The 22,960-nt window shown below is 27.6% G+C and carries 22 protein-coding genes; 4 read left to right on the forward strand and 18 right to left on the reverse strand.

What is annotated here, in order from left to right; all coding sequences use genetic code 11:
- Positions 1–297: 297 nt before the first annotated feature.
- The 3 genes from ACFYH6_RS11480 (at position 298) to ACFYH6_RS11490 (ending at position 3,233) form a co-directional block, all read left to right on the forward strand.
- The gene (locus ACFYH6_RS11480; protein ID WP_416178637.1) at positions 298–1,590 is read left to right on the forward strand and encodes a D-alanyl-D-alanine carboxypeptidase family protein; all 1,293 of its coding nucleotides are present in this window, start codon (positions 298–300) and stop codon (positions 1,588–1,590) included.
- A gap of 71 nt (positions 1,591–1,661) precedes the next feature.
- Positions 1,662–2,240, forward strand: a complete 579-nt coding sequence (locus tag ACFYH6_RS11485; RefSeq protein ID WP_316343823.1) for a flavin reductase family protein — start codon at positions 1,662–1,664, stop codon at positions 2,238–2,240.
- A gap of 126 nt (positions 2,241–2,366) precedes the next feature.
- Positions 2,367–3,233 (forward strand): 50S ribosomal protein L11 methyltransferase, encoded by an 867-nt coding sequence (locus ACFYH6_RS11490; RefSeq protein WP_316343822.1) that lies wholly within the window; start codon positions 2,367–2,369, stop codon positions 3,231–3,233.
- A 169-nt stretch (positions 3,234–3,402) separates the two neighbouring features.
- Here the strand turns inward: ACFYH6_RS11490 and ACFYH6_RS11495 are convergent, their stop codons facing one another.
- The 4 genes from ACFYH6_RS11495 to glsA all read right to left on the reverse strand — a co-directional run bounded on the left by ACFYH6_RS11495 (position 3,403) and on the right by glsA (position 8,206).
- Complete coding sequence (locus ACFYH6_RS11495; protein ID WP_416178638.1) at positions 3,403–3,951, reverse strand: lytic transglycosylase domain-containing protein; 549 nt, start codon at positions 3,949–3,951, stop codon at positions 3,403–3,405.
- A gap of 10 nt (positions 3,952–3,961) precedes the next feature.
- Positions 3,962–4,564, reverse strand: a complete 603-nt coding sequence (coaE, locus tag ACFYH6_RS11500) for a dephospho-CoA kinase (protein ID WP_416178639.1) — start codon at positions 4,562–4,564, stop codon at positions 3,962–3,964.
- Between the two features lie 14 nt (positions 4,565–4,578).
- The gene (gene polA, locus ACFYH6_RS11505) at positions 4,579–7,188 is read right to left on the reverse strand and encodes a DNA polymerase I (protein WP_416178640.1); all 2,610 of its coding nucleotides are present in this window, start codon (positions 7,186–7,188) and stop codon (positions 4,579–4,581) included.
- Between the two features lie 100 nt (positions 7,189–7,288).
- A complete protein-coding gene (glsA, locus tag ACFYH6_RS11510; RefSeq protein ID WP_316343818.1) occupies positions 7,289–8,206 on the reverse strand; it encodes a glutaminase A in 918 nt (305 codons plus the stop codon).
- 168 nt (positions 8,207–8,374) lie between these two features.
- Between glsA and ACFYH6_RS11515 the strand changes: the two genes are divergently transcribed.
- Complete coding sequence (locus ACFYH6_RS11515) at positions 8,375–9,607, forward strand: aminopeptidase (RefSeq protein WP_416178641.1); 1,233 nt, start codon at positions 8,375–8,377, stop codon at positions 9,605–9,607.
- Positions 9,608–9,738: 131 nt separating this feature from the next.
- On the opposite strand, the gene ACFYH6_RS11520 is transcribed toward ACFYH6_RS11515, so the two are convergent.
- The 14 genes from ACFYH6_RS11520 to ACFYH6_RS11585 all read right to left on the reverse strand — a co-directional run bounded on the left by ACFYH6_RS11520 (position 9,739) and on the right by ACFYH6_RS11585 (position 22,956).
- Entirely contained in the window at positions 9,739–10,194 is a 456-nt protein-coding gene (locus tag ACFYH6_RS11520) for a DUF3284 domain-containing protein (protein WP_416178642.1), read from the reverse strand.
- A gap of 102 nt (positions 10,195–10,296) precedes the next feature.
- Positions 10,297–10,458, reverse strand: a complete 162-nt coding sequence (locus ACFYH6_RS11525) for a small, acid-soluble spore protein, alpha/beta type (protein ID WP_316343816.1) — start codon at positions 10,456–10,458, stop codon at positions 10,297–10,299.
- A gap of 53 nt (positions 10,459–10,511) precedes the next feature.
- Entirely contained in the window at positions 10,512–11,726 is a 1,215-nt protein-coding gene (locus tag ACFYH6_RS11530) for an NADP-dependent isocitrate dehydrogenase (protein ID WP_416178643.1), read from the reverse strand.
- Positions 11,727–11,970: 244 nt separating this feature from the next.
- Positions 11,971–12,984 (reverse strand): YeiH family protein, encoded by a 1,014-nt coding sequence (locus ACFYH6_RS11535; protein WP_416178836.1) that lies wholly within the window; start codon positions 12,982–12,984, stop codon positions 11,971–11,973.
- Positions 12,985–13,084: 100 nt separating this feature from the next.
- Entirely contained in the window at positions 13,085–13,966 is an 882-nt protein-coding gene (locus ACFYH6_RS11540) for a LysR family transcriptional regulator (RefSeq protein ID WP_416178644.1), read from the reverse strand.
- A 62-nt stretch (positions 13,967–14,028) separates the two neighbouring features.
- Positions 14,029–14,310, reverse strand: coding sequence for a hypothetical protein (locus ACFYH6_RS11545; RefSeq protein ID WP_416178645.1), 282 nt, complete (start codon positions 14,308–14,310; stop codon positions 14,029–14,031).
- A 138-nt stretch (positions 14,311–14,448) separates the two neighbouring features.
- Positions 14,449–14,796: a hypothetical protein gene (locus ACFYH6_RS11550; protein ID WP_416178646.1), complete on the reverse strand. Its 348-nt coding sequence runs from the start codon at positions 14,794–14,796 to the stop codon at positions 14,449–14,451.
- Positions 14,797–14,814: 18 nt separating this feature from the next.
- Complete coding sequence (locus ACFYH6_RS11555; protein ID WP_416178647.1) at positions 14,815–15,783, reverse strand: ABC transporter ATP-binding protein; 969 nt, start codon at positions 15,781–15,783, stop codon at positions 14,815–14,817.
- The gene (locus ACFYH6_RS11560; protein ID WP_316343810.1) at positions 15,776–16,822 is read right to left on the reverse strand and encodes an ABC transporter ATP-binding protein; all 1,047 of its coding nucleotides are present in this window, start codon (positions 16,820–16,822) and stop codon (positions 15,776–15,778) included. The genes ACFYH6_RS11555 and ACFYH6_RS11560 overlap by 8 nt, the downstream gene beginning before the upstream one ends.
- 13 nt (positions 16,823–16,835) lie before the next feature.
- The gene (locus tag ACFYH6_RS11565; protein WP_316343809.1) at positions 16,836–17,759 is read right to left on the reverse strand and encodes an ABC transporter permease; all 924 of its coding nucleotides are present in this window, start codon (positions 17,757–17,759) and stop codon (positions 16,836–16,838) included.
- Between the two features lie 16 nt (positions 17,760–17,775).
- The gene (locus tag ACFYH6_RS11570; RefSeq protein WP_416178648.1) at positions 17,776–18,729 is read right to left on the reverse strand and encodes an ABC transporter permease; all 954 of its coding nucleotides are present in this window, start codon (positions 18,727–18,729) and stop codon (positions 17,776–17,778) included.
- Between the two features lie 82 nt (positions 18,730–18,811).
- Complete coding sequence (locus tag ACFYH6_RS11575) at positions 18,812–20,512, reverse strand: peptide ABC transporter substrate-binding protein (protein WP_416178649.1); 1,701 nt, start codon at positions 20,510–20,512, stop codon at positions 18,812–18,814.
- 620 nt (positions 20,513–21,132) lie between these two features.
- Positions 21,133–21,396, reverse strand: coding sequence for a hypothetical protein (locus ACFYH6_RS11580; RefSeq protein ID WP_316343324.1), 264 nt, complete (start codon positions 21,394–21,396; stop codon positions 21,133–21,135).
- A gap of 153 nt (positions 21,397–21,549) precedes the next feature.
- Positions 21,550–22,956 (reverse strand): TFIIB-type zinc ribbon-containing protein, encoded by a 1,407-nt coding sequence (locus ACFYH6_RS11585; protein ID WP_416178650.1) that lies wholly within the window; start codon positions 22,954–22,956, stop codon positions 21,550–21,552.
- Positions 22,957–22,960: the final 4 nt, after the last annotated feature.

Genomic DNA, 22,960 nt, shown 5'->3' on the forward strand with positions numbered 1-22,960 from the left:
TAAAGTGTAGCTCCTATAATTTTGTACATTATTAAAGATATTATATTTTACAATAGGTTTAGAATATTTATCTTAAACCTGGATATAATTTATAAAAAATATTATAAATATATTAACATTTATAATATGAATTTAATTAATATATTTTTACTAATTATTAAAAATATATTATAAGTAATTTAAATTACTTAACAACTTTTATAATTATTGTTATTATTAAATGTAGGTGTTATACTGTTAACAGTGCGTAAGTAAGTAAACATAATAACTAAAATCTAAAGAAATGGGGAGATGAACTTGAAAGCAAAAAACTTATTTAAAACACTAGCACTTGCTCTTTCAGTTTCATTATTAGCTCCTTTAGCTAATAAAGTTAGTGCACAAGATGTAAACATTCAAGCTCCAGAAATTATTGGTGAAGCATCAATAACTATGGATATAGATACAGGAGAAGTTATCTATTCAAAAAATGCAGATTTAAAACTTTCACCAGCAAGTACTACAAAATTAATGACTGCTTTATTATTTGCGGAAAACAAAAATAAAACAGATATACTAAACTTTACTGATACATCATTAAAAGTAACAGAAACAGCTTTAAATAATTATGTAGCTCTAAAACCTGGGGATAAAATTTCTGCTGAAGATACAATGAAGGCTGTTCTTATTTTTTCTGCAAATGATACTGCTTATTTAATGGCAGAATCTGTAGGAGGAACAGTAGATAATTTTGTTAATATGATGAATGAAAAAGCTGCTGAATTAGGTTTAAAAGATACTCATTTTGAAAACCCATCTGGGCTAGAAATAGATCCTTTAAATCCAAGTAATACTAATGTAAATCAAACTACAGCTTATGATTTAGCTAAAATAGGTATCGCTGCTTTTAAGAATGAGTGGGTAAAAGATACTGTTTCACCTAAGAATGGTAAAACATCTATAACTTTATCAGGCTATCCAATAGAAATAGAATCTAGAAATAAGATACTTGGTAAATATAATAATGTAGGTGGAAAAACTGGTACAGAAGAATTAGCTGGCCATTGTTTCGTTGGATTCTTTGAAAAAGATGGTAGAAACTTAGTTACTGTTGTTCTAAAATCTGACTACGGTGCAACTGGTCTTCACGTATTTGAAGATACTGAAAAAGTAGCTAATTATAGTTATTCTGCTGAAAAACAAACCTATAAAAATTCAGGTGATGAAGTTGGATCTATAGATTTAACTTATAAAACTTTTAGATTTTTTGGTACTGAAAAGCAAATAACTGCTCCTATATATCTTAATGAAGATGTACAGTATTATAAAAATGATTTTAATGATAAGAATGCAACAATTTCATATAATGGAGAAATTAAAGATGCTTGGAAGCTAAGTGGAAATAAAGAAGTTACTTTAACTTATTCAACTCCTGGCTACTCTCAAGATGTAAATGGAACTATTAAAGTTTCTGCTATGGAATTAATTAAAGCTAACTTACCATTATATTTATTATCACTTCTTATTTTAGTGATAGTTTTAGTATTAGTTGTTCTAGTAATAAGAATTATCAATACTCGTAAGAGAAAACGTAGAAGAAGATATTATTAATAATAATGGAGCTGTTATAAAGCAGCTCCATTCTTCTTGATAAAAATTTTTTGTTACCGAAAGGATTAGTTATGAAAAAAGAAAATTTTAAAGGTAGTGTAATGCTAAATCCAACTCCAGTTGTTATAGTAACTTGTAAAAATAAAGAAGATAAAGTTAATGCATTTACTGTAGGTTGGATTAGTACAGTTTGTACAAAAGAACCTATATTAGCTATGGGAGTAAGACCAGAACGTCTTTCATATGATTACATAAAAGAAAGCATGGAATGTGTAATTAATCTTCCTTCAAGAGATATGGTTAAATTTGTTGATTATTGTGGTGTTACATCTGGTAGGAAGATAGACAAAATTAAGCATTTTGGATATAAATTATCTGAGGGTGTAGCCATAAGTACTCCTTCAATAGATTTATCACCAGTTGCTCTTGAATGTAAAGTAAAAAGTATCACTCCTCTTGGTACTCATGATCTTTTTTTATTAGATGTAATTAATGTTAAGGTTAATGAAGATATAATTGATGAAAGAGGTAAAATCTGCTTTAATAAGGCTAATTTAATTTGTTATAATCACGGAGAATATTATGGATTAAATGCTAAACCATTAGGTTCCTTTGGTTATTCTATTAAGAAGAAAAAGAAGAAAAGATAGAGTTATTCCGATATTTAATGACATAATATAAGTAATAATTATTAATTTTTTACTAATTTCTTGACATAAAACTAAAATGTATCTATACTCTATAATGTTATAATCAATTAATTTGGGGGATTCAAAATGTATATATTAACTTATAATGTCAATTTTAGAAATTTAGATGAAATAATCGAGTTGTTGCAAATTAATGATATATTTAATGTTTTTTATGAAAGTCCTTTAGAAATTACAACTGATGAATATGGCTATGGCTATTTAGAAAAGGAAGTTTCTACAATTGATATTAAAATTGCTTATGATGAAGAAGTGGATAATTTAAATATATTTAAAGATAAAATATCTTCATTAATAAATAGTGAGTGTATTTCTGTTGAAGAAGCCAATTATAACTATGAAACATACGATTTTCCATCAATTAGCATTAATGATAACTGGGTACTAGCTTCCCCTGATGAGGATATTTGTGATAAAAATATTCATAAAATATCTTTTATTTCTCAAGGAGCCTTTGGTACAGGTTTGCATGAAACAACTAAAGATTTATTAAATATAATCTTAACTAAAATTGATTTATGCGATAAAAAAGTTTTAGATATTGGAACTGGTTCAGGTATATTATCTATCGCTTCAGCAATTATAGGTGCATCAAAGGTAACAGCCTTAGATATTAGAGATGTTAGAGAAGAAGTTGAATTAAATTCATCTCTTAACGGTATTTATAATATAGAAACCTTAGTGGGAGACGCTTTAAAGGGTGAAGTTAAAATAGAAGATAATTATGATTGGATATATATAAATATAGGTGGAGAAGAAACTGAATTATTCATGAACTTTATAAAAGAACATTTATTACCAGGTGGTAAATTACTAGTATCTGGTCTAGTAGAATGGAGCTTTGATAAGGTTAAATCAATAGTTGAAAGTCATGGATTTAAGTTAACAGATAAATACCAAAGTAATGAATGGATTACTGCAATATTTAATTAGAAAAGGACATAAATCTTATATTCCTTGCTCCGTCGCAAGCTCCAAGTCGCCGTCATATAAGATTTATATCCTTCAAAATTGAAGGTATAAATTTATTAAAACTTATTTACAGGGTTAAATTTTTATAAATTTCTATAAAATAAAAAAGCACAGCATAACTGTGCTTTTTCTATTTATCATATAAATATTTATAAATATTATAATTTGCCTTTACTTTATCTACATACTTCTTAGTTTCTGGAAAAGGAATATAATCTAAGTTTTCTCCATCTGCAGAGTATTCCTCATAAGTTAGCCACTTATTTACATTTCCACTTCCACCATTATATGCAGCTAAAACTAAATCTAAATTCCCGTCAAATTCTTCATTCAAGTTTCTAAGATACCAACATCCAATTTTTATATTTAACTCTGGATCAAACATCATAGATGCCATAAAATAATTAATTCCTATTTCCTTGGCTACCCATTCGCCTGTTGTATCCATTATTTGCATTAATCCTTTAGCATCTTTTTTAGATACTGCTGCTTTATCAAAATCACTTTCTGTTTTGATTACAGCTAAAACTAGATATGGATCTAATTCATATTCCTCACTATATTTATTCACATATTCAGCATATTTGTAAGGATACACATACTTTTTCATTGCAAACATAAATCCAAAATAAAATATAAGAATTGCAATTAAAATAGTTACTATTCGTTTAAACTTCATTACTTTCTCCTTACTTATTAATTACATTTAAAAAATCCATCACCTTATCTACTTGATTCTTTGTTTTTAATAAGTCTCCATTATTATCTATAATTATATGCGCATAATCTCTTTTTTTATCTAATGATAATTGAGCATTCATTCTATTTATAGCTTCTTCTCTAGATAACCTATCCCTATTTTTCAATCTAATAACTTGAGTATTATTATCTACCCACACTACTATTATATAATCCATAAATGTATGAAGATCATTTTCTATTAATGTTGGGGCATCAAGTATTATTATACCTTCCCCTGCCTTTTCATAATTATCAATTTCATTAAAAATTTCACTTTTTATATAAGGCATAATTATATCTTCATATTTTTTTCTTTGCTTAGGGAATCTAAAAATATGATTTCCAAATTCCCTTCTTCTAAATTCACCTCTCCAGTCAAAAAATCCTGTTCCAAATTCTATTTTAATCTTATCTATTATTTCTGGATATTTTACTAAAACTTCCTTTGCTATATTATCTGCATCTATTACCTTAAAGCCTTTATCTGTTAGCATTTTTGAAACAGTGCTCTTTCCCGAACCAATTCCTCCTGTTAACCCTATTTTTATCATTATATTCGGCCTCCCTATTTAGCTTCATACCATGTATTACCAATATTTATATCTACCTCTAAAGGTACATCCATCTTTAGTACATTTTCCATTTCTTCTTTTACTAAAGCTTTAACTTGCTCTAATTCATCTTTTTTAACATTTAATATAAGTTCATCGTGAACTTGTAATATTATTTTACTCTTTAATTGAAGCTCATTTAATTTATTATATACATTAACCATTGCTAATTTAATTATATCAGCAGCACTTCCTTGGATAGGTGCATTCATAGCTAATCTTTCCCCTAATGCCTTAACTATTCTATTAGATGATTTTATTTCAGGAATAAATCTTCTTCTATTTAATATAGTTATTACAAATCCATTTTCTTTAGCTTCTTCAATTAAACCATCTAGATAACCTTTTATTTTAGGATATCTATCAAAATATATTTCCATATATTCTGAAGCTTCCTTTTTAGTTATGTGTAAATCTTGAGAAAGACTAAAATCACTAATACCATAGACTATTCCAAAGTTAACAGCCTTTGCTCTACTTCTCATTAATGGCGTTACCTCTTCTATTGGAACCTTAAATACTTCTGATGCTGTTTTTCTATGAATATCACTATGATGTTTAAAGGCATCAATCATTTTTTCATCCTTTGCCATTTCTGCTAATACTCTAAGCTCAATTTGTGAATAGTCACAAGATAGCAATATATCTTCTGCTTCATCAGGTATAAATACTTTTCTTATTTCTCTTCCCATCTCATATTTTATAGGAATATTTTGAAGGTTAGGTTCTGTACTAGATAATCTTCCTGTAGTAGTTACAGTTTGATTGAAAGTTGAATGTATCTTTCCATCAACATCAATAACATTTTTTAAACCTTCCACATAAGTTGAATTAAGTTTCGTTATTTGTCTATAATAAGTTATCTTTGGTATTATCTCATGCTTATCTTGAAGCTTTTCTAATACCTCAGCATTAGTTGAGTAACCTGTTTTTGTTTTCTTTATAACTGGTAAATCAAGTTTTTCAAAAAGAATTTTTCCTAGCTGTTTTGGTGAATTTATATTAAATTTTTCTTCAGCTAATTCAAATATTTCTTTTTCTGTTCTTCCAATTTCCTCTTTAAATTTTATGGCTAAAGTATCTAGCATTTCCCCATTAACTTTAAAACCTAATGATTCCATTGATGATAAAACAAAAATTAAAGGATGTTCTACATTGTAATATAGTTCTTCCATATTCTCTTCTTTAATTTTTTCCTTAAGAATATTATAAATATCCTCTAATTTACTGTTAATCCTACACTTAATTTCATCTTTATTTCCTTTAATATCTTCACCTAAGTATTCATTTACTAAAGATAGAAGATCATAAGAACTTCTTGCAGAATTTATTAAATAAGCTGCTATTGCTGTATCAAAGTCAAAGCTAGCAATTGATATTCCAAGCTTATTTAATATAGTAATTAAAGGCTTTCCTTCATGAATAACCTTTTTCAATTTACTATTTTCCATTATATTTTTTAAAGCTAAATTAGCAGAATTCTCGTCTTCATTACTTATTTCACTGAACTTAATAAAATAGTTTTCTTTATTACATGAAATATAAAGATTATTTAATGATATTTCTGAATACTTTTCACTATTATTTGCCTCAAAAGAAATATATATAGTTTGCTTTAATTCATTAGAAAGTGCTAAAAGCGACTTTGAATTATCTATATATTTAATATTTATTTCCTCATCTTCGCTATCATCATCTTCACCATTGAAAAACTTATCTAATAAAGTTTTCATTTGCAATTTAAAGAACATCTTCTTAAGACCATCTTTATTAAAAGATTCTTGATTTTTTATATCATCTAAATCAAAGTCTATTGGAACTTCAGTCATTATAGTAGCAAGCTTTTTACTAAAAATCGCCTGTTCTTTATAGGTTTCTAAATTGTCTTTTACTTTTTTACCACTAATATTATCTATATTATTTAATACTTCTTCTATAGAACCATAAGTTTGTATTAACTTATAAGCAGTTTTTTCTCCAATTCCAGGAACTCCAGGAATATTATCCGACTTATCTCCCATTAAACCTTTTACATCTATAAATTGAGTTGGAGTAACACCAAATTCTTCAATAAAACTATTGTAGTTATATATAGCTGTTTCAGATACACCCTTTTTAGTTATAATTACATTTATATTATCTGAAGCTAATTGAAGAGCATCTTTATCTCCTGTAACTATAAATACTTCTATATTATTTTTTTCTGCATACTTAGATAATGATCCTATAATATCGTCAGCTTCAAATCCTTCCAGTTCATATATCGTTATTGATAATAAATTTAAAATTTCCTTTACTATTGGAAATTGTTCTGCAAGTTCTGGTGGCATTTTCTTTCTGCCAGCCTTATACTCTTGATATTCTTTATGTCTAAAAGTAGGCCCTTTTTTATCAAAAGCTGCTACTATATAATCCGGCTTTAATTCATCTCTCATTTTAAATAACATATTTACAAATCCATAAACTGCATTTGTATGAATGCCTTCAGAATTTGTAAGCTCTGGAATTGCATAAAATGCTCTATTTAAAAGAGAGTTTGAATCTAAAATCAATAATCTTTCCATTCTTTCCTCCAAATTAAGGAACTAATTCCTTAAAGCTATTTTTATATAAATTATACTATTATTAAGCAAATAAATCATTACATTTTAATTAATATATAAACTAGAAAATACTTAAATCTAATTCATTAGATAAATCTTTAATCAATTTAAGACCTGCAATACTATTTCCTTTTTCATCTAGTGATGGTCCATAAATTCCTATTCCAAACTTTCTTGGAACTGTTGCAATTATACCTCCACCAACTCCTGATTTTGCTGGAATGCCTACATTTACAGCAAATTCTCCTGATGCATCATACATTCCACAAGTCACCATTATAGTTTTTACTATTCTACAGACTTCCTTAGGTATTATCTTTTCATTTGTCCAAGGTATAACTCCATCATTTGCAAGTACTGCACCAAATCTTGCTAAATCCTTTGCAGTTAATTCTATTGAACATTGCTTAAAATATAGATCTAGTATTTCTTCAACATTACCTTCTAAAACTCCAGTACTTTTCATAAAGTAGGCTAAAGCTCTATTTCTATTTCCAGTTTCCTTTTCTGACAAATATACTTCTTCATTTACATCTATATGATTATTATTAGTTACAGCCCTCATAAAATCTAGGATCTTCTCTAATTTTTCTTCTACATTTTTACCATCTATTAATGAAGTTGTAACTATTGCACCAGCATTAATCATTGGATTATATGGCTTTCCACTATCTCTAGCTTCCAAATTAACTATTGAGTTAAAGCCCATTCCAGTTGGTTCAACGTCAACCTTTTTAAATACATTATATCTTCCGTTATCTCTTATTGCTAAAATTAAAGAAACTATTTTAGAAATACTTTGCATAGTAAATTTTTTATCATAGTCTCCTGCATAATATTCTTTTCCTTTAGAATCTACAACATAAATACCTAAATCATCTATATTAGCCTTTGATAGAGCTGGTATATAAGATGCAACTTTTCCTTCTTTTCCATATATTTTATTTTTTTCTACTAGTGTATTTAATAAACTAAACACTAAATTTCACCTCTTGTTTCATTGGTTTATAGCACTATATATTATATTAATAATTATTATTCTACACAAGAAAATTTATACTTATTTATTTTAACTAGACTAATCTACTATATTATGTAAAAATGATATAATAAAAGTATAAAGTTTATAAATTTGAGGTGATTTTTTATGGATATGGAAAAAATGTTAGAAAAGTATGCTAAATTAGCAGTAAAAAAAGGAGTTAACTTGCAAAAAAATCAGGTTTTACTAATAAATACACCTGTTGAATGTGTTGATTTTGCAAGAGCTATTGCTAAAGTTGGATATGAAGAAGGAGCAAAAGAAGTTATAGTTCATTATGGTGATCAAACTATACAAAGGCTTAAACTAGAAAAGGCATCTATTGATACATTAAAAGATGTTCCAAACTGGGTAGCTGAATCTTATAATTCTTATGCAAGAGAAGGATGTTGTGTAATTTCTATTTCTGCATCTGACCCTGATGGTTATAAAGGAATTCCTATGGAAAAAATATCTGCTTTTCAAAAAAGTAGACAATTAGCTTTAAAGGAGTACTATGATTACTCTATGTCAAATAAAATTCGTTGGACAGTAGTTTCAGTTCCAACGGAAGCTTGGGCAATGAAGGTATTTAAAGATTCAAACTCTAAAGATGCTGTAGATAAACTATGGGAGGTTATCTTTGATGTTGTAAGATTAAATAACGATGATCCAATTAAAGCTTGGGATGTGCATAATAAAAATATTGCAAAAAAATTAGAATTCTTAAATGAATATAAATTTAAAAAATTACATTATAAAAATTCACAAGGAACAGATTTAACTATAGAGCTGCCTGAAGATCATATATGGCTTGGTGGAGCTGAGAAATGTAGTTCAGGAATAGAATTTAATGCTAATATGCCTACTGAAGAAGTATTCACATTACCAAAGAGAAATGGAGTTAATGGTACTGTAACATCATCTAAGCCATTAAGTTATAGTGGTAATTTAATTAATAACTTCTCCTTAACTTTTGAAGATGGTAAAGTTGTTGATTATCAGGCTGAAGAAGGTTATGATACTTTAAAAGACTTATTAGAAAGTGATGAAGGAGCAAGATACCTAGGAGAAGTTGCTTTAGTTCCTTATGATTCACCTATATCTAATTCAAATATTATTTTCTATAATACTTTATTTGATGAAAATGCAGCTTGCCACTTAGCTTTTGGTAGATCCTACCCTATTTGTTTAGTAAATGGTGAAAATCTATCAACTGAAGAGCTTTTAAATAAAGGTGCTAATGATTCAATTATCCATGTTGACTTTATGATAGGTACAAAAGATTTAGATATTGTTGGATACACATCTGAGAATAAGGAAATAAAAATATTTACTAATGGTAATTGGGCCTTTTAAAATGTAGAATTAATAATGTAGAATGTAAAATGAAAGAATAAACTCCTGAAGAAGTTTATTAAAAGATATATTTTTAATAAGAGGCTGTTGAAACAGCCTCTTATTTTATTATATGTTCTTACTTTGTTATTTTAATTTTCCTTATTTACAGTCCCTTTGTCTCGTCTTTCTAATTCTTTTTCAAGTATTTCTTTTAAATTATTTATTTTTTCTTTCATTTTCTTTTTAGCACCAATTTTTTGTATTAAAACAGTAAGTTTAGAAGAAAAACTTTTTATATCTTGAGCTTCACTTAAGGATATTTCTGTGGAGTTAGAATCAATTTCAGAAAAAGTATATTTAGAAATATACTTGTCCTTATCAATTGAATTAGTTACTTCATATAATTTATTCTTTTCATATCCAGTTACTGTTGTTAACATTTCTATCTTTTGCTTAGCTACATATTTTATAGTTCTTTTATTACTGCATCCAACAGGATTTTTATCATTAAACTTTGGAATTTCTCTTTTATTTAAATCAATGAACACTTTAAATACTCTTTCTATTGGATAGTTTACAGTAGTCTTAATCTTATAATTACTCAATTTAAATCCCCCTAACTATTTAATCATAATAATATTATTGCATTTTTTATTTAAAACATCTATAAAAAAATAAAAGGATATGGAATCCTTTTATTTTAATAACTAATTGTCTTCACTTCTTGGTTTGTTTTTTCCTAATTTTCTAGACTCCTTTGAATATCCAACTTCGTCTGCTGTTTCCACCTTCATCTTTCTTAATTCAGCTTTAGTCTTTTGTCCTGCCTTCTTATTTTTCTTTGAATTTTTATTATTTTTATGAGACATAAAATCACCTCCAATTATAGTTTTAATTGAAGGTGATTTTTTTATTCTAATTATTATATATTGTAAATCTTTTCTAATCTAATTCTTATTTCCTTTATAAACTCTGAAGAATTAGTTACTGTAATATTCTCTAATTCTGATAATAAAGCTAAATCCTTAGTCATATATCCTTCATTAATTGTTTGCATAGAAGCTTTTTCTAAATTATTAGCAAATTCAATCAAATCATTACTTCCATCTAATTCCCCTCTTTTTCTTAAAGCTCCAGACCATGCAAAAATAGTTGCAATAGAATTAGTTGAAGTTTCTTTTCCTTCTAAATAATTATAATAATGTCTTTGAACAGTTCCATGAGCAGCTTCATACTCATAATAGCCTTCTGGTGAAACTAAAACAGAAGTCATCATTGCTAAAGAGCCAAAGGCAGTAGCTATCATATCACTCATTACATCGCCATCGTAATTTTTGCAAGCCCATATGTATCCACCTTGTGATTTTATAACTCTAGCTATAGCATCATCTATTAATGTATAGAAATATTCGATATTAAGCTCTTTAAACTTTTCTTTATATTCATTATCAAATACCTCTTGAAAAATATCCTTAAAAGTATGATCATATTTTTTTGATATAGTATCCTTAGTTGCAAACCATAAATCTTGTCTAGTATCTACTGCAAAATTAAAACAACTTCTCGCAAAGCTTTCAATTGATTTATTTAAATTATGCATTCCTAGAACTACTCCATCTCCATTAAAGTTATGGATTAATTCTCTCTGTTCTTTACCTGCTTCACTAGTAAATACAAGTTCTGCTTTTCCTTTACCCTCAATTTCCATTTCTACATCCTTATAAACATCACCATAAGCATGTCTAGCTATAGTTATTGGTTTTTCCCAAGTCCTAACATAAGGCTTAATAGAATCAACTGTAATAGGTGCTCTAAAAACTGTTCCATCTAAAATTGATCTAATAGTTCCGTTTGGACTTTTCCACATTTCTTTTAAATTATATTCTTTTACTCTTTCAGCATTTGGAGTTATAGTTGCACATTTTACACCTACTCCGTACTTTTTTATAGCTTCTGCTGCTAAAACAGTAACTTCATCATTGGTTTCATTTCTATATTCTAACCCCAAATCAAAGTATTCTGTTTTTAAGTCTAGGAATGGATATAACAATTCCTCTTTTATAATGCCCCATAAGATTCTTGTCATTTCATCTCCATCCATTTCAACTAATGGATTTATCATTTTAATCTTTTCCATTATTAGCCCCCTTATCTAAATTTTGATAAATAAATTATACATTATAATATACCCTTTTACAAATATCTTTTCTGTTTCTTATATACTGATTAGCAAGCTGATACTCTAATTTCCTTAATTATATTTTTTCAAATTATAGTGTATTAAAGTATAAAAAATAAAACAGACAAAATTGGTATGCTCCCTGTTAAGTAGACAGGGAGCAGTTCAAATTATTGTCTGCTTTGTTAATTTAAAATATTATTTAAAAGAAAATACTTATAAGTATTATTGCAAAAACAATTTGGCAAGCACCTACTGCTCCACCATATAGCATTGCTAAAGGTCCTTCTTTAACTAAGTCAGAAATTTTCACTCTCATACCTATACCCGCAAGAGCAATTATTTCAAAGTTACTACTTATCCACTTAAATGATTTTGAAATTGATTGTGGAACAAATCCTATTGTATAAAGTACACAAATAATAAAAAATCCTGTTATAAACCAAGGGATATTTATTCTTCTCTTTTTATCAATATGTATTATTTCATCAGGTTTTTGTGGAACTTCATCAGCAGTTAAATCAACTTTTTCATATACTAGGACTACTCCTACTAGTAATATTATTCTAATAATTTTAAATACAGTTGCTAATTTCACAACATCATCTGATACGAATTTAGCTGATCCTATTACTTGACCTACTGATTGTAAAATTCCTCCCATCATAGCTGATGTATGTAATGTTTCATTATTGTATAATACTGAAGTTATAAAGGGTAATAAAATCATAAGTATTGTACCTACTACATTAACAATAGTAATAGATATTACTTTATCAGAGTCACTAGCTTTAACTACAGGAGCAGTTGCTCCTATTGCTGAAGATCCACAAACAGCATTCCCTGAAGCCATTAATAAGCAATATTTCTCATTGAATTTTAACTTCCTTCCTATCCAATAGGTAGTGATAATAGTTAAAGTCATTTGTAAAAGGATAAAAAATAGTCCATTAAAGCCTAATCCAATAATTTCTCTAAGGTTTAAATTTGCTCCCATTAAAACTATAGAATAATTTAATAAGTCTTTTTCTGCAAACTTTGTTCCTTTATCGTATTGGTTTCCTTTAAATAAAGTATTACCTGCAACTATACCTATAAAAATAGCAAAGGTAGCTGCTCCGACTGTAGAAAATCTTTTCCCAAGAAATTCAGATATAATTCCTATTATTAAACAAATAAAAACTCCTGGCAAAATATTTTTTAATTTTTTCAAAATTAACACCTCAATATCTATAATTAAATTACTAAAACTTATTATAGATATTATTTGTTAAAAGTAAAAATACTATTATTCTATTATTATAATAATAATTTACCTATATGTAATTTTTTGAATACTCTATAAATGTCTTCATATTATTAGAAATAAATTTATCACTATGTACTATTAAAAATAAATCTCTTTCTATCCTGCCTTCACTTAATCTAAACATATAAAGTTCTTTACTTTTAACTTTATCTTTTACCACAGTATATGAAAGACATCCTATACCTAAATTTGCTTCTACTGTTTTCTTTATTGCTTCAGTACTTCCTAATTCTAAAAAAGTATTAAATTTTATTTTATTTTTCTTAAGAAATAATTCTGTACCTTCCCTTGTTCCGCTTCCTTCTTCTCTCATAATTAGCTTTTCTTTTTCAAGTTCTTTTCCTGAAATCTCCTTATAAGATTTAAGATTATTTTCGTGTCCACAAATAAAAACTAACTCATCCTTCCATATAACTTCCTTTAATATTTCTTCAGAATGAATATCTCCTTCAACAAATGCAAAGTCAACTTTATTTTCTAGGATTAACTTTTCAATATGCTTAGTATTTTCAATAATTAAAGATATTTCTATATCTTTAAATTTACTTGAAAATTCCTTTATTATTTCTGGTAGCATATATATTCCTATAGTTGTACTTGCACCTATAATTAATTTTCCCTTTTCATTTAAATTAATATCTCTAATAGTTTTTACACTTTCATCATATAAATTTAATATTCTTCTAGTGTAATTTAAAAACACTTCTCCTTCATGTGTTAAATATAACTTTTTTCCTATTCTATCAAATAATTTAACTTCTAATTCTGATTCTAACTCGTTTATACTTTGACTTATAGATGGCTGACTTATATACATTTCTTTTGCAACCTTTGTCATATTTAAATACTTAGCAGTTTCATAAAATATAGTAAGTTTTCTAAAATTCATATTTACCTCTTTACATAATAAAAACTCAGCAAATACTGAGTTTTTAATTAAAATAATTAAATTTATTTATTTACATCCTCATATTCAACATCAATAACTTCCCCATAAGAATTGTCAGCATCATCTATTTTAGTATCATAAGTTGTTTTATATTGAGTTTTGTATTCCCTCTTTGAGCTAGTACCTTTTCTTCTACCTATATATCCCTTAATTTTAAAAATTATATAAATAACTACTAAAACAGGAATTAAATAAATTAAAAGACTTATAGCTAAGTACCCAACTACTCCAATTACTAATATAGAACCGACAATATATAACCATGTTTTAATTTTATCATTCATATTAATTTACCTCTTCATTTTAATAATATTATTTTTCTCCACCTTGGAGTAATTATACCATAGGTAAATTATTATTTCAACAAGGGATATATTTTATTTCTTTAAAAGGTTATTAATACTATTTAACTATTTTTAATTTTATATAAATAAAATCCAATCAATAAGTCCTCCGTAAAATACAATAACTAAACTAACTACTATTAATACAACTTTATATGAAAATATATTAAACCTTTTTTTCCACTGCTCAATATATATTAATTCTTTTTCTTCTCTCTTCTTAAGTATTAAAAGAGCTCCTAACATAAGTCCTAGTGGTCCTATTATAAGTAAGGTACTTTTTACAACTTGTAATGACTGTCTCCAATTAAAATTCGTTATTAATAATGATATTATGCCTATTAATATAATTATTCCTATGGATATTAGACTTCCAGTAAATAAACATTTTATAAAATCCTTTAAAATTTTCCTTAATTTTTCCATTGGTTAATCTCCTAAATTCTAATTATATAAATGACATGCTACAAAATGGTCCTTTTCTATTTCTTTTAATTCAGGTTCTATATTTCTACATATTTCCATACACTTACTGCATCTCCCTTGGAACTTACATCCTTTAGGAGTATTTATCGGACTAGGAACATCTCCCTCTAACATAATTCTTTTTCTATTTTCTTCTACATCAGGATCTGCTATAGGAATAGCTGACATAAGTGCCTCTGTATAAGGATGTTTAGGATTATTAAATAATACATCTGAATCTGCTAATTCAACCATACTTCCTAAATACATAACTGCTACTCTATCTGAAATATGCTTAACCATGGATAAGTCATGGGCAATAAATAAATATGTTAATCCTAATTCTTTTTGTAGCTTTATTAATAAATTGGCAATTTGTGCTTGAATTGATACATCTAAGGCTGAAATAGGTTCATCACATAATATAAATTTAGGTTCAACAGCTAAAGCTCTAGCTATACCTATTCTTTGTCTTTGACCACCTGAGAACTCATGCACAAATCTATTAGCATGCTCTTTATTTAGTCCTACTTGTTCTAATAATTCATAAACTCTTTTATTCTTAGCTTCTTTTGATTTGGCTAATCCATGTATCTCTATACCTTCAGAAATTATATCTGCAACTGTCATTCTAGGATTTAGTGATGCATACGGATCTTGAAATATTATTTGAACTTCTTTATTAAATTGCTTTTTATCTTTGCCTTTTAGCTTATCTATAGGTTTGCCATTATAAAGAATTTCTCCTTCTGTTTTATCATACATACCAATAACGGTTCTTCCACAAGTTGTCTTACCACATCCTGATTCACCAACTAAGCCTAATGTCTCTCCTTCTTTTATGGCAAATGAAACATCATCTACTGCTTTTAGAATGTCTTTACTGCCAATTTTAAAGTATTTTTTCAAGTTTTTCACTTCTAAAATTATATTATTTTCATTAGCCATTTCTTCTTCCCTCCATAATTAAATTCAACTTATCTTCTGGCATATCTTCACTATATAACCAGCATTTCACATTATGTTTATCTCCAAAGGAATATTCCTTAGGCTCTTCTTCTAAACATACATTCATACAATATTTACAACGGGCTGCAAAGGCACATCCGGTTGGTGGTGCAATTAAATCTGGTGGAGTTCCTTTTATTGAATCTAATAATTGCTTACCCTTCCATCCTAACTTAGGAACTGAGTTTAGAAGTGCCCAAGTATACGGATGCTTTGGATTGTAAAATATTTCTCTTTTTTCTCCACTTTCAATAATTTTACCAGCATACATTACAGCAATTTTATCTGCCATTCCAGCTACTACTCCAAAATCGTGAGTAATTAATATTACTGCAGTATTAAGTCTATCCTTAAGTTCATTAATAAGTTCAAGTATTTGAGCTTGAATAGTAACATCTAGGGCTGTAGTTGGCTCATCAGCTATTAATATTTTCGGTTCACAGGCAACTGCAATAGCTATCATAACCCTTTGTCTCATTCCACCAGAAAATTCATGTGGATATTGATCAATTCTTGTTTCAGGATTTGGTATTCCAACTAAAGATAGAATTTTTATAGCCTCTTCTCTTGCAGTCTTTTTATCCATATTTCTATGAATAATTAAATTCTCTATTATTTGTTTTCCTACCTTCATTGTTGGGTTAAGTGAAGTTAATGCATCTTGGAATATCATTGCACATTCTCCACCTCTAAAGCTTCTTATTTTATTTTTATCATAAGATAATATATTTTCTCCATCAAAAAGTATCTCACTACCTTCTTTAATTTCTCCTTGTGGTGCTTGTATTAATGCCATAATTGCCCTAGCTGTAACACTTTTACCACATCCTGATTCTCCAACTATAGCTAATACTTCCCCTCTATCAACATCAAAAGAAACTCCTCTAACAGATTGAACTTCTCCTGCATAAGTATGATAGGATACCTTTAGATTCTTTACATTCAAAATTGATTCATTTTTATTTAATAAATTCTCCATATCTTTATGCCTCCTATTGTCTTAACTTTGGATCTAAAGCATCTCTTAATCCATCGCCTAAAACATTAAATGCTAAAATTAATAAACATAAAACTACAGTAGGGAATAATAATTGATAAGGATAGAATGACATAGCTTGTTGTCCAGCTGATAATAATGATCCTAAGCTAAATGCTGGAATATTTAATCCTAACCCTAAAAATGAAAGTACTGTTTCAGAAACAATTACACTTGGAATTGTTGATGCAACATCCAATATTATCAACCCTATTGTATTTGGTAATAAATGCTTTAATATTATCCTTAATGGTGATGCTCCTAAAGCTTCTGCTGCTAAGACGTATTCACTTTCTCTTAATTGAAGAATTTGTCCTCTTATCATTCTTGCTGTGCTTGTCCAAGCTGTTAAACATAAAGCTAGCATCAACTGAAAGTATCCATTACCTAAAACAACTAAAATTAGTAGTGTGATTATTAAATATGGAATACTATTTAATACTTCAACGATTCTCATCATTATTTCATCTACTATTCCACCTACATAGGCAGCTATTCCTCCATATAAACAACCAATTACTATATCTATTACAGTAGCTATTAAAGCTACACTTATTGATATTCTTGTTCCCACCCATACTCTTGTAAATAAATCTCTTCCCATAGCATCTGTTCCCCACCAAAACTTACCACTTGGAGATAAATTTTTATTTTCTGTTACTACTGTTTGATAATCCATGTTTCTAATCATTGGTGAAAATATAGCCATTAAAATAATTACAATTAGTACAATTAATGCTGTCATAGCAACATGATTTTGTTTAAGCCTTCTCCAAGCATCTTGCCAATAACTAATATTAGGTCTAACAACTAAATCACTATCTAATGTAGATGAATCTACAAATTCAAATCTCTTATCTTTTAAATCTAATTTACTCATAACGCTTCTCTCCTGTCTACTTAACTAATCTTATACGTGGATCTACAACTGTATAAAGTATGTCTGTTATAAATATTGTTACAAGATAAATTAATGCATATAATAAGGTTAATCCCATTAGTATTGGAATATCTCTATCGTTTGAAGCTTGGATAAAATATTGACCAGCACCTGGAATAGCAAAAACTCTCTCTATAAAGAAGGATCCTGAAATTACTCCTGATATTGCAACTGGCAATACTGTAATAATTGGTATAAATGAATTTCTTAAAACATGCTTCTTCACTATATCAACTTCTGATAGTCCCTTAGATCTCGCTGTAAGGGTGTAATCTTGATTTATACTATCTAACATACTAGTTTTCATTAATCTAGCATAATATGCTAAATATGATCCTGCTCCTGCTAAAGTTGGTAAAATAGTATACTTCCATCCTCCAAACCAAACATCAGATCCTTTTGGCCACCCAATTATAGGTAAATTAAATATAGGGCCTTTAGCTAAATATTGTTGTAATAATAAAGATAGTACTAAAGATGGCACAGATGCCAATAATAATACACTTACTAATATTACATAATCTATAATCTTTCCTCTATTCATAGCTGCAGCAATACCAAGGATAATACCTAATGAAACCCCTACAATAATTTGTTGTATTCCAAGCCTTGATGATACTGGCATTTTATTTTTTACTATGCTTGAAAGAGTATCTCCAGCATGAACTAAAGATTCACCAAATTCTCCTTTTACTACATAATTCTTTAATGTTATTAAATATCTCTCCATTACTGGCTTATCGTAGCCATATTTTGCTATAACAATTTGTTTTGTTTGCTCTGGTAATTTTTGAATTTTCTTATCAATAGCTGTTCCTGGAACTGCTGCTAAAAGAAAAAAGGTAGCTGTTCCTATTAAATAAATAGTAATAACCATTTCAATAAATCTTCTTATAACATACCTAATCATATTCGTCTCCCTTTCTGAATTCAATTAATGCACACCAACATTCGTTGATGTGCATTATACTAGTTCTATATAATATAGTTAATTAATTTTTTCCTTGTATATATGCATGTTTAAATTCATAAACTGAACCAAATGAAGTGAATTGAATATCTTTAACATAATTTTGATAGAATGAATATTTATCTGTATAATAAACTGGTGAAATAACAGCATCTTCGTTAACTAATTTATTCTCTAATTTTTTATAGATTTCTGTTATCTTATCTTCATCTGTTTCTTTATATACAGATGCTAATAGGTCATCATATTCAGAACTTGCATAACCTGTATGGTTATTTCCGCCATTTGATATCCATATATCTAAGAAAGTCATTGGATTGTTATAATCTGCTGACCAACCTGATAATGTGAAATCATACTCTAACTTGTCCATTGTATCTAAATACACTCCCCAGTCTCCTTGAGTTTCAACGTTTATCTTTATTCCTAAATTCCCGTTAATTTGTTGTGCCATCCATTCAGCTCTTTGTTTTTGTAATTCTGATGCACCTTGACTTAAATAAGTTAATTCATACTTACTTAAATCATCTGCTTGAAGACCTAATTCCTTTAAACCTTCTTTAAATAACTCTTGTAATTTTTCTTTATTATTCACATAAGTTTTAGCATCACTTGCTAAAGGTCCTTCAACTTTATCTCTATACTTTTCATCTCCAACATTTATAGCTGTTGGGATTATTCCATAAGCAGATTGATATCTACCAACTAAATCCTTAGTATAAACATCTCTATCTATTGATAATCCTATAGCTTTTCTTATTTTAGCATTCTTTAATATACCATTAGCTGATTCACTCTTTTGATTGAAATATAAATAGAATGATCCTGGATCTTCACCAGTAAGCTTTTGGAATTCTCCTGCATCAGCTTTTTCAGTCCATTTTTCAATATAATCAGTTTGAGCTCCTGATATATCTAACTCTTGTGCTTCAAATAATTGAGCTTGAGTTGCGAATTCTTTAATATCTGTCATATTTATTTTATCAAGAGATACATTTTCAGCATCCCAATAAGTATCATTTTTAACTAATACCATTGAGTTTCCATTATCCCAGCTCTCTATCTTAAAAGGTCCATTATATACTGTGTCTTTAATTTCACTAGCAAATTTGTCACCTAATTTTTCAATAACATCTAATCTAATTGGATGGAAAACTGTATAAGATACTTTTGATACAAAGTAAGGCAATGGATGCTTTAATTTAAATTCTAAAGTATAATCATCAGGTGCTTTTATTCCAACAGCATCTAGAGATCCCTTACCTGTATTATATTCTTCTGCTCCTGCAATATCATAAGCTAAGAATGAATAAGCAAATCCATTATCAGGATTTAATATTCTTTGGAATGAATCAACATAATGTTGTGCTACTACTGGCTTTCCATCTGACCAATTCATTTTTCTTAGATGGAATGTCCATGTTAAACCGTCATCTGATGTTTCCCATTTTTCTGCCCCAGCTGGTACTATTTCATCGCCTTTACCATTATTTTCAATTCTAACTAAACCTTCTTGTACTGCATTAAGAATAGATGAACTTTGGTTATCCGTAACATCATTAGTGTCTAAAGTTGCAACGTCAAAATAAATAGTATTTAGTACTTGTTCACTATCCTTTGCTGTATTATTTCCTTTTTCTTCAGTGGTCTTTTTCCCACAACCTCCAAGTATCATCATGCAACTTAAACCTATTGCAAGTAATGAAACTAATTTCTTTTTCATTAAAATTTCCCCCTTTTTAATATTACTTATTTAATATTTATAATTAAGTATAAAAATAATTATTTCCTTAGTGTAAACCTCCTTTATTCCTAATTAATTTTTCTCACCATATAAAATCTATTTTATATGAATATTTTTTAATATTATTATCTATATATTTAAATATATAAATTAATACTATTAAAATAAAAATTGAATTTACTCTCTAATCCTATAATAGTATTATCATTTAAACTCAACTTCATTGTTTAATTTATACAAATAATACATTATAGTGTATTTAATGTCAATATTTATTTTTCGAATTTTTCAAATTTTTCTATACTTTTTTAATACTTATTAGTGCAAAGCTTTCTAATTTCGATAATTTATCAAAAATAAAGTTAAAATGCTAATTTATCCTTAATATATTATATTTAATAAAATTTCTATTATTCTTATATAAAAAAATTATAGGAATATTTTTTATAACTGATATTTATAATGCTTTGATTATTAAATTTAAAATATTGAAAGTTTTATTTTTCACTTATAAATTTTAATGTGAATTTACTTATAAAAAAAAGATATAAGATAGTTATTATACTAACTATCCTATATCTTTCTTACTGTATCTAAAATTACTGAGTTTCTTTTTCTTCACTTTCTATTACCCTTTTTGCTAATATATCCGCATTCATGGAAACTATATTCCCACACTCCAAGCATGTAAATTCTATTGAAGGAGAAATGTCTCCATTAATTTGATTATCATCTCTATCTACTGGAAATTTTGCTGTAATATTATAATTCGCCATAAAATTATCTGAATTACATACTGGGCATTTTAATGTTTCTAATGCCTTTTTAGCCATATCTTCAATTTGTATTTCTTTATTTATCATAATATCACTCCTTTTATATATAATTCTACAAATAATTATATATTCCTTCAAAAATAGATATTTAATATATACATAATCCCCTGTTATTAACATCCTTTTTTATTATCTTTTCTTCAAATTTTCTAATTTTATCAAGTAGGTTATTTAAATTCTTTAACCATTTAGATTTTTATTATTTGCACCTACCATCACTGAATTAGTAAGCCTCTTCTTAGCTTTTATAAATTTATCAACTTTTCTTAAATTTGTCATGTCTGTTTTTGTTTCAATTTCATATTCATGTCTAGCATCTGAATTACGATACCTTAAGAAAATTAATGTGAAATATATAAAACCTGACAACAAGAAAATCCAGTTATAATCAAAGTCAACAAATATCATTGCTATAAGTCCTAATATCTCAACTAAAACTGATACCAAAAACAATTTTGCCATATGAATTGGTACACTTCCCATTGTTTCTTTTGTTCTAGCATTTACAGCAATGTAGTGTAGCATTTTTTTACTTCCCTTTACTTGCTGATAGCTGTATAACCATACTGGTAAATATGCTGACTTCCATTGCTGTCCTTTAATATCAAAGTCTTCAGATGACCAAGCTACCCCACGATCATATGCCTTTAATGTATTATTAGCAGAAAATCTTGCAATATCTTTTGCTTGAGTATTAACTATAGGTCTTAGTTGCTCCACATTAGTATCTCTCTTTTCAGATGTATATCCCTTTAAATAATTTGCATTCCATTTAACAGAATTCTCTACATCAAAAGGCATTATTGAATTTATTATATTATTAGTTTTATCTGATGCATTTATATTTAATTTATCAGAACTAGATTCAACAGATAGGCCATCAATAACTAAATCAAATTCTCTTTCAACTTCATATAAATCAGCATCATAATAAGTCTTTTTGTTATCTTTACCCCCCTCTGAATATCTTCTAACTAGTTTTTCCCCCTGCCCTGCTAGCTTTACATGAGCATTTATATCAACTAATACATATGAAAGATACGTACCCATTATATTGTTTGTTGTAAATTCTTCTTTAAATTTATGGTTAGCAAAAAATCTCCTTTTTCCTACAAAATTTCTTATTTCATTTTCAGCAGTTTCTTTTGTAATATTAAAAGGTAATACTAAATCTGGAATACTACCATTTTGAATTTGTTGATTTATTGACAATGTATTTCTACACCAGTGACATCTCGCTTGTGTTACTTGTGAAGTATCTATTACGACTTCAGCACCACAGCTACTACATTTTAATGTTAAAATATCATTACTATCTTCTATGATATCTTGTAGAGCAGATCCCATAACTTGTCCTTGCAAATTACTTATATCAGTTTCTAATACATCTACTTTCTCTTGTTCAAATTCATGTCTACAAAAGTTGCATTTTAATTGTCCCGTTTTGATGTTAAGTTTTATATCTGTAGAACCACATTTAGGACATTTATCTTGTCCATCTTCAGCACCAAAATCTGTTTGTATAATTCTAGATTCATCAGATAGATTATTTTCATTATCTATAATATTGCTATAATCTTTACTCATAATA

Source organism: Clostridium sp. HCS.1 (genome assembly GCF_047900555.1).
GTDB lineage: Bacteria > Bacillota > Clostridia > Clostridiales > Clostridiaceae > Clostridium.

What these genes read in the sequence shown, in the direction of transcription:
- ACFYH6_RS11485 (WP_316343823.1), top strand. Translation starts at nt 1,662, where the DNA reads ATGAAAAAAGAAAATTTTAAAGGTAGTGTAATGCTAAATCCAACTCCA.
- ACFYH6_RS11490 (WP_316343822.1), top strand. Translation starts at nt 2,367, where the DNA reads ATGTATATATTAACTTATAATGTCAATTTTAGAAATTTAGATGAAATA.
- ACFYH6_RS11495 (WP_416178638.1), bottom strand. Translation starts at nt 3,951, where the DNA reads ATGAAGTTTAAACGAATAGTAACTATTTTAATTGCAATTCTTATATTT.
- coaE (WP_416178639.1), bottom strand. Translation starts at nt 4,564, where the DNA reads ATGATAAAAATAGGGTTAACAGGAGGAATTGGTTCGGGAAAGAGCACT.
- polA (WP_416178640.1), bottom strand. Translation starts at nt 7,188, where the DNA reads ATGGAAAGATTATTGATTTTAGATTCAAACTCTCTTTTAAATAGAGCA.
- ACFYH6_RS11515 (WP_416178641.1), top strand. Translation starts at nt 8,375, where the DNA reads ATGGATATGGAAAAAATGTTAGAAAAGTATGCTAAATTAGCAGTAAAA.
- ACFYH6_RS11525 (WP_316343816.1), bottom strand. Translation starts at nt 10,458, where the DNA reads ATGTCTCATAAAAATAATAAAAATTCAAAGAAAAATAAGAAGGCAGGA.
- ACFYH6_RS11530 (WP_416178643.1), bottom strand. Translation starts at nt 11,726, where the DNA reads ATGGAAAAGATTAAAATGATAAATCCATTAGTTGAAATGGATGGAGAT.
- ACFYH6_RS11540 (WP_416178644.1), bottom strand. Translation starts at nt 13,966, where the DNA reads ATGAATTTTAGAAAACTTACTATATTTTATGAAACTGCTAAGTATTTA.
- ACFYH6_RS11545 (WP_416178645.1), bottom strand. Translation starts at nt 14,310, where the DNA reads ATGAATGATAAAATTAAAACATGGTTATATATTGTCGGTTCTATATTA.
- ACFYH6_RS11550 (WP_416178646.1), bottom strand. Translation starts at nt 14,796, where the DNA reads ATGGAAAAATTAAGGAAAATTTTAAAGGATTTTATAAAATGTTTATTT.
- ACFYH6_RS11555 (WP_416178647.1), bottom strand. Translation starts at nt 15,783, where the DNA reads ATGGCTAATGAAAATAATATAATTTTAGAAGTGAAAAACTTGAAAAAA.
- ACFYH6_RS11560 (WP_316343810.1), bottom strand. Translation starts at nt 16,822, where the DNA reads ATGGAGAATTTATTAAATAAAAATGAATCAATTTTGAATGTAAAGAAT.
- ACFYH6_RS11565 (WP_316343809.1), bottom strand. Translation starts at nt 17,759, where the DNA reads ATGAGTAAATTAGATTTAAAAGATAAGAGATTTGAATTTGTAGATTCA.
- ACFYH6_RS11570 (WP_416178648.1), bottom strand. Translation starts at nt 18,729, where the DNA reads ATGATTAGGTATGTTATAAGAAGATTTATTGAAATGGTTATTACTATT.
- ACFYH6_RS11575 (WP_416178649.1), bottom strand. Translation starts at nt 20,512, where the DNA reads ATGAAAAAGAAATTAGTTTCATTACTTGCAATAGGTTTAAGTTGCATG.
- ACFYH6_RS11580 (WP_316343324.1), bottom strand. Translation starts at nt 21,396, where the DNA reads ATGATAAATAAAGAAATACAAATTGAAGATATGGCTAAAAAGGCATTA.
- ACFYH6_RS11585 (WP_416178650.1), bottom strand. Translation starts at nt 22,956, where the DNA reads ATGAGTAAAGATTATAGCAATATTATAGATAATGAAAATAATCTATCT.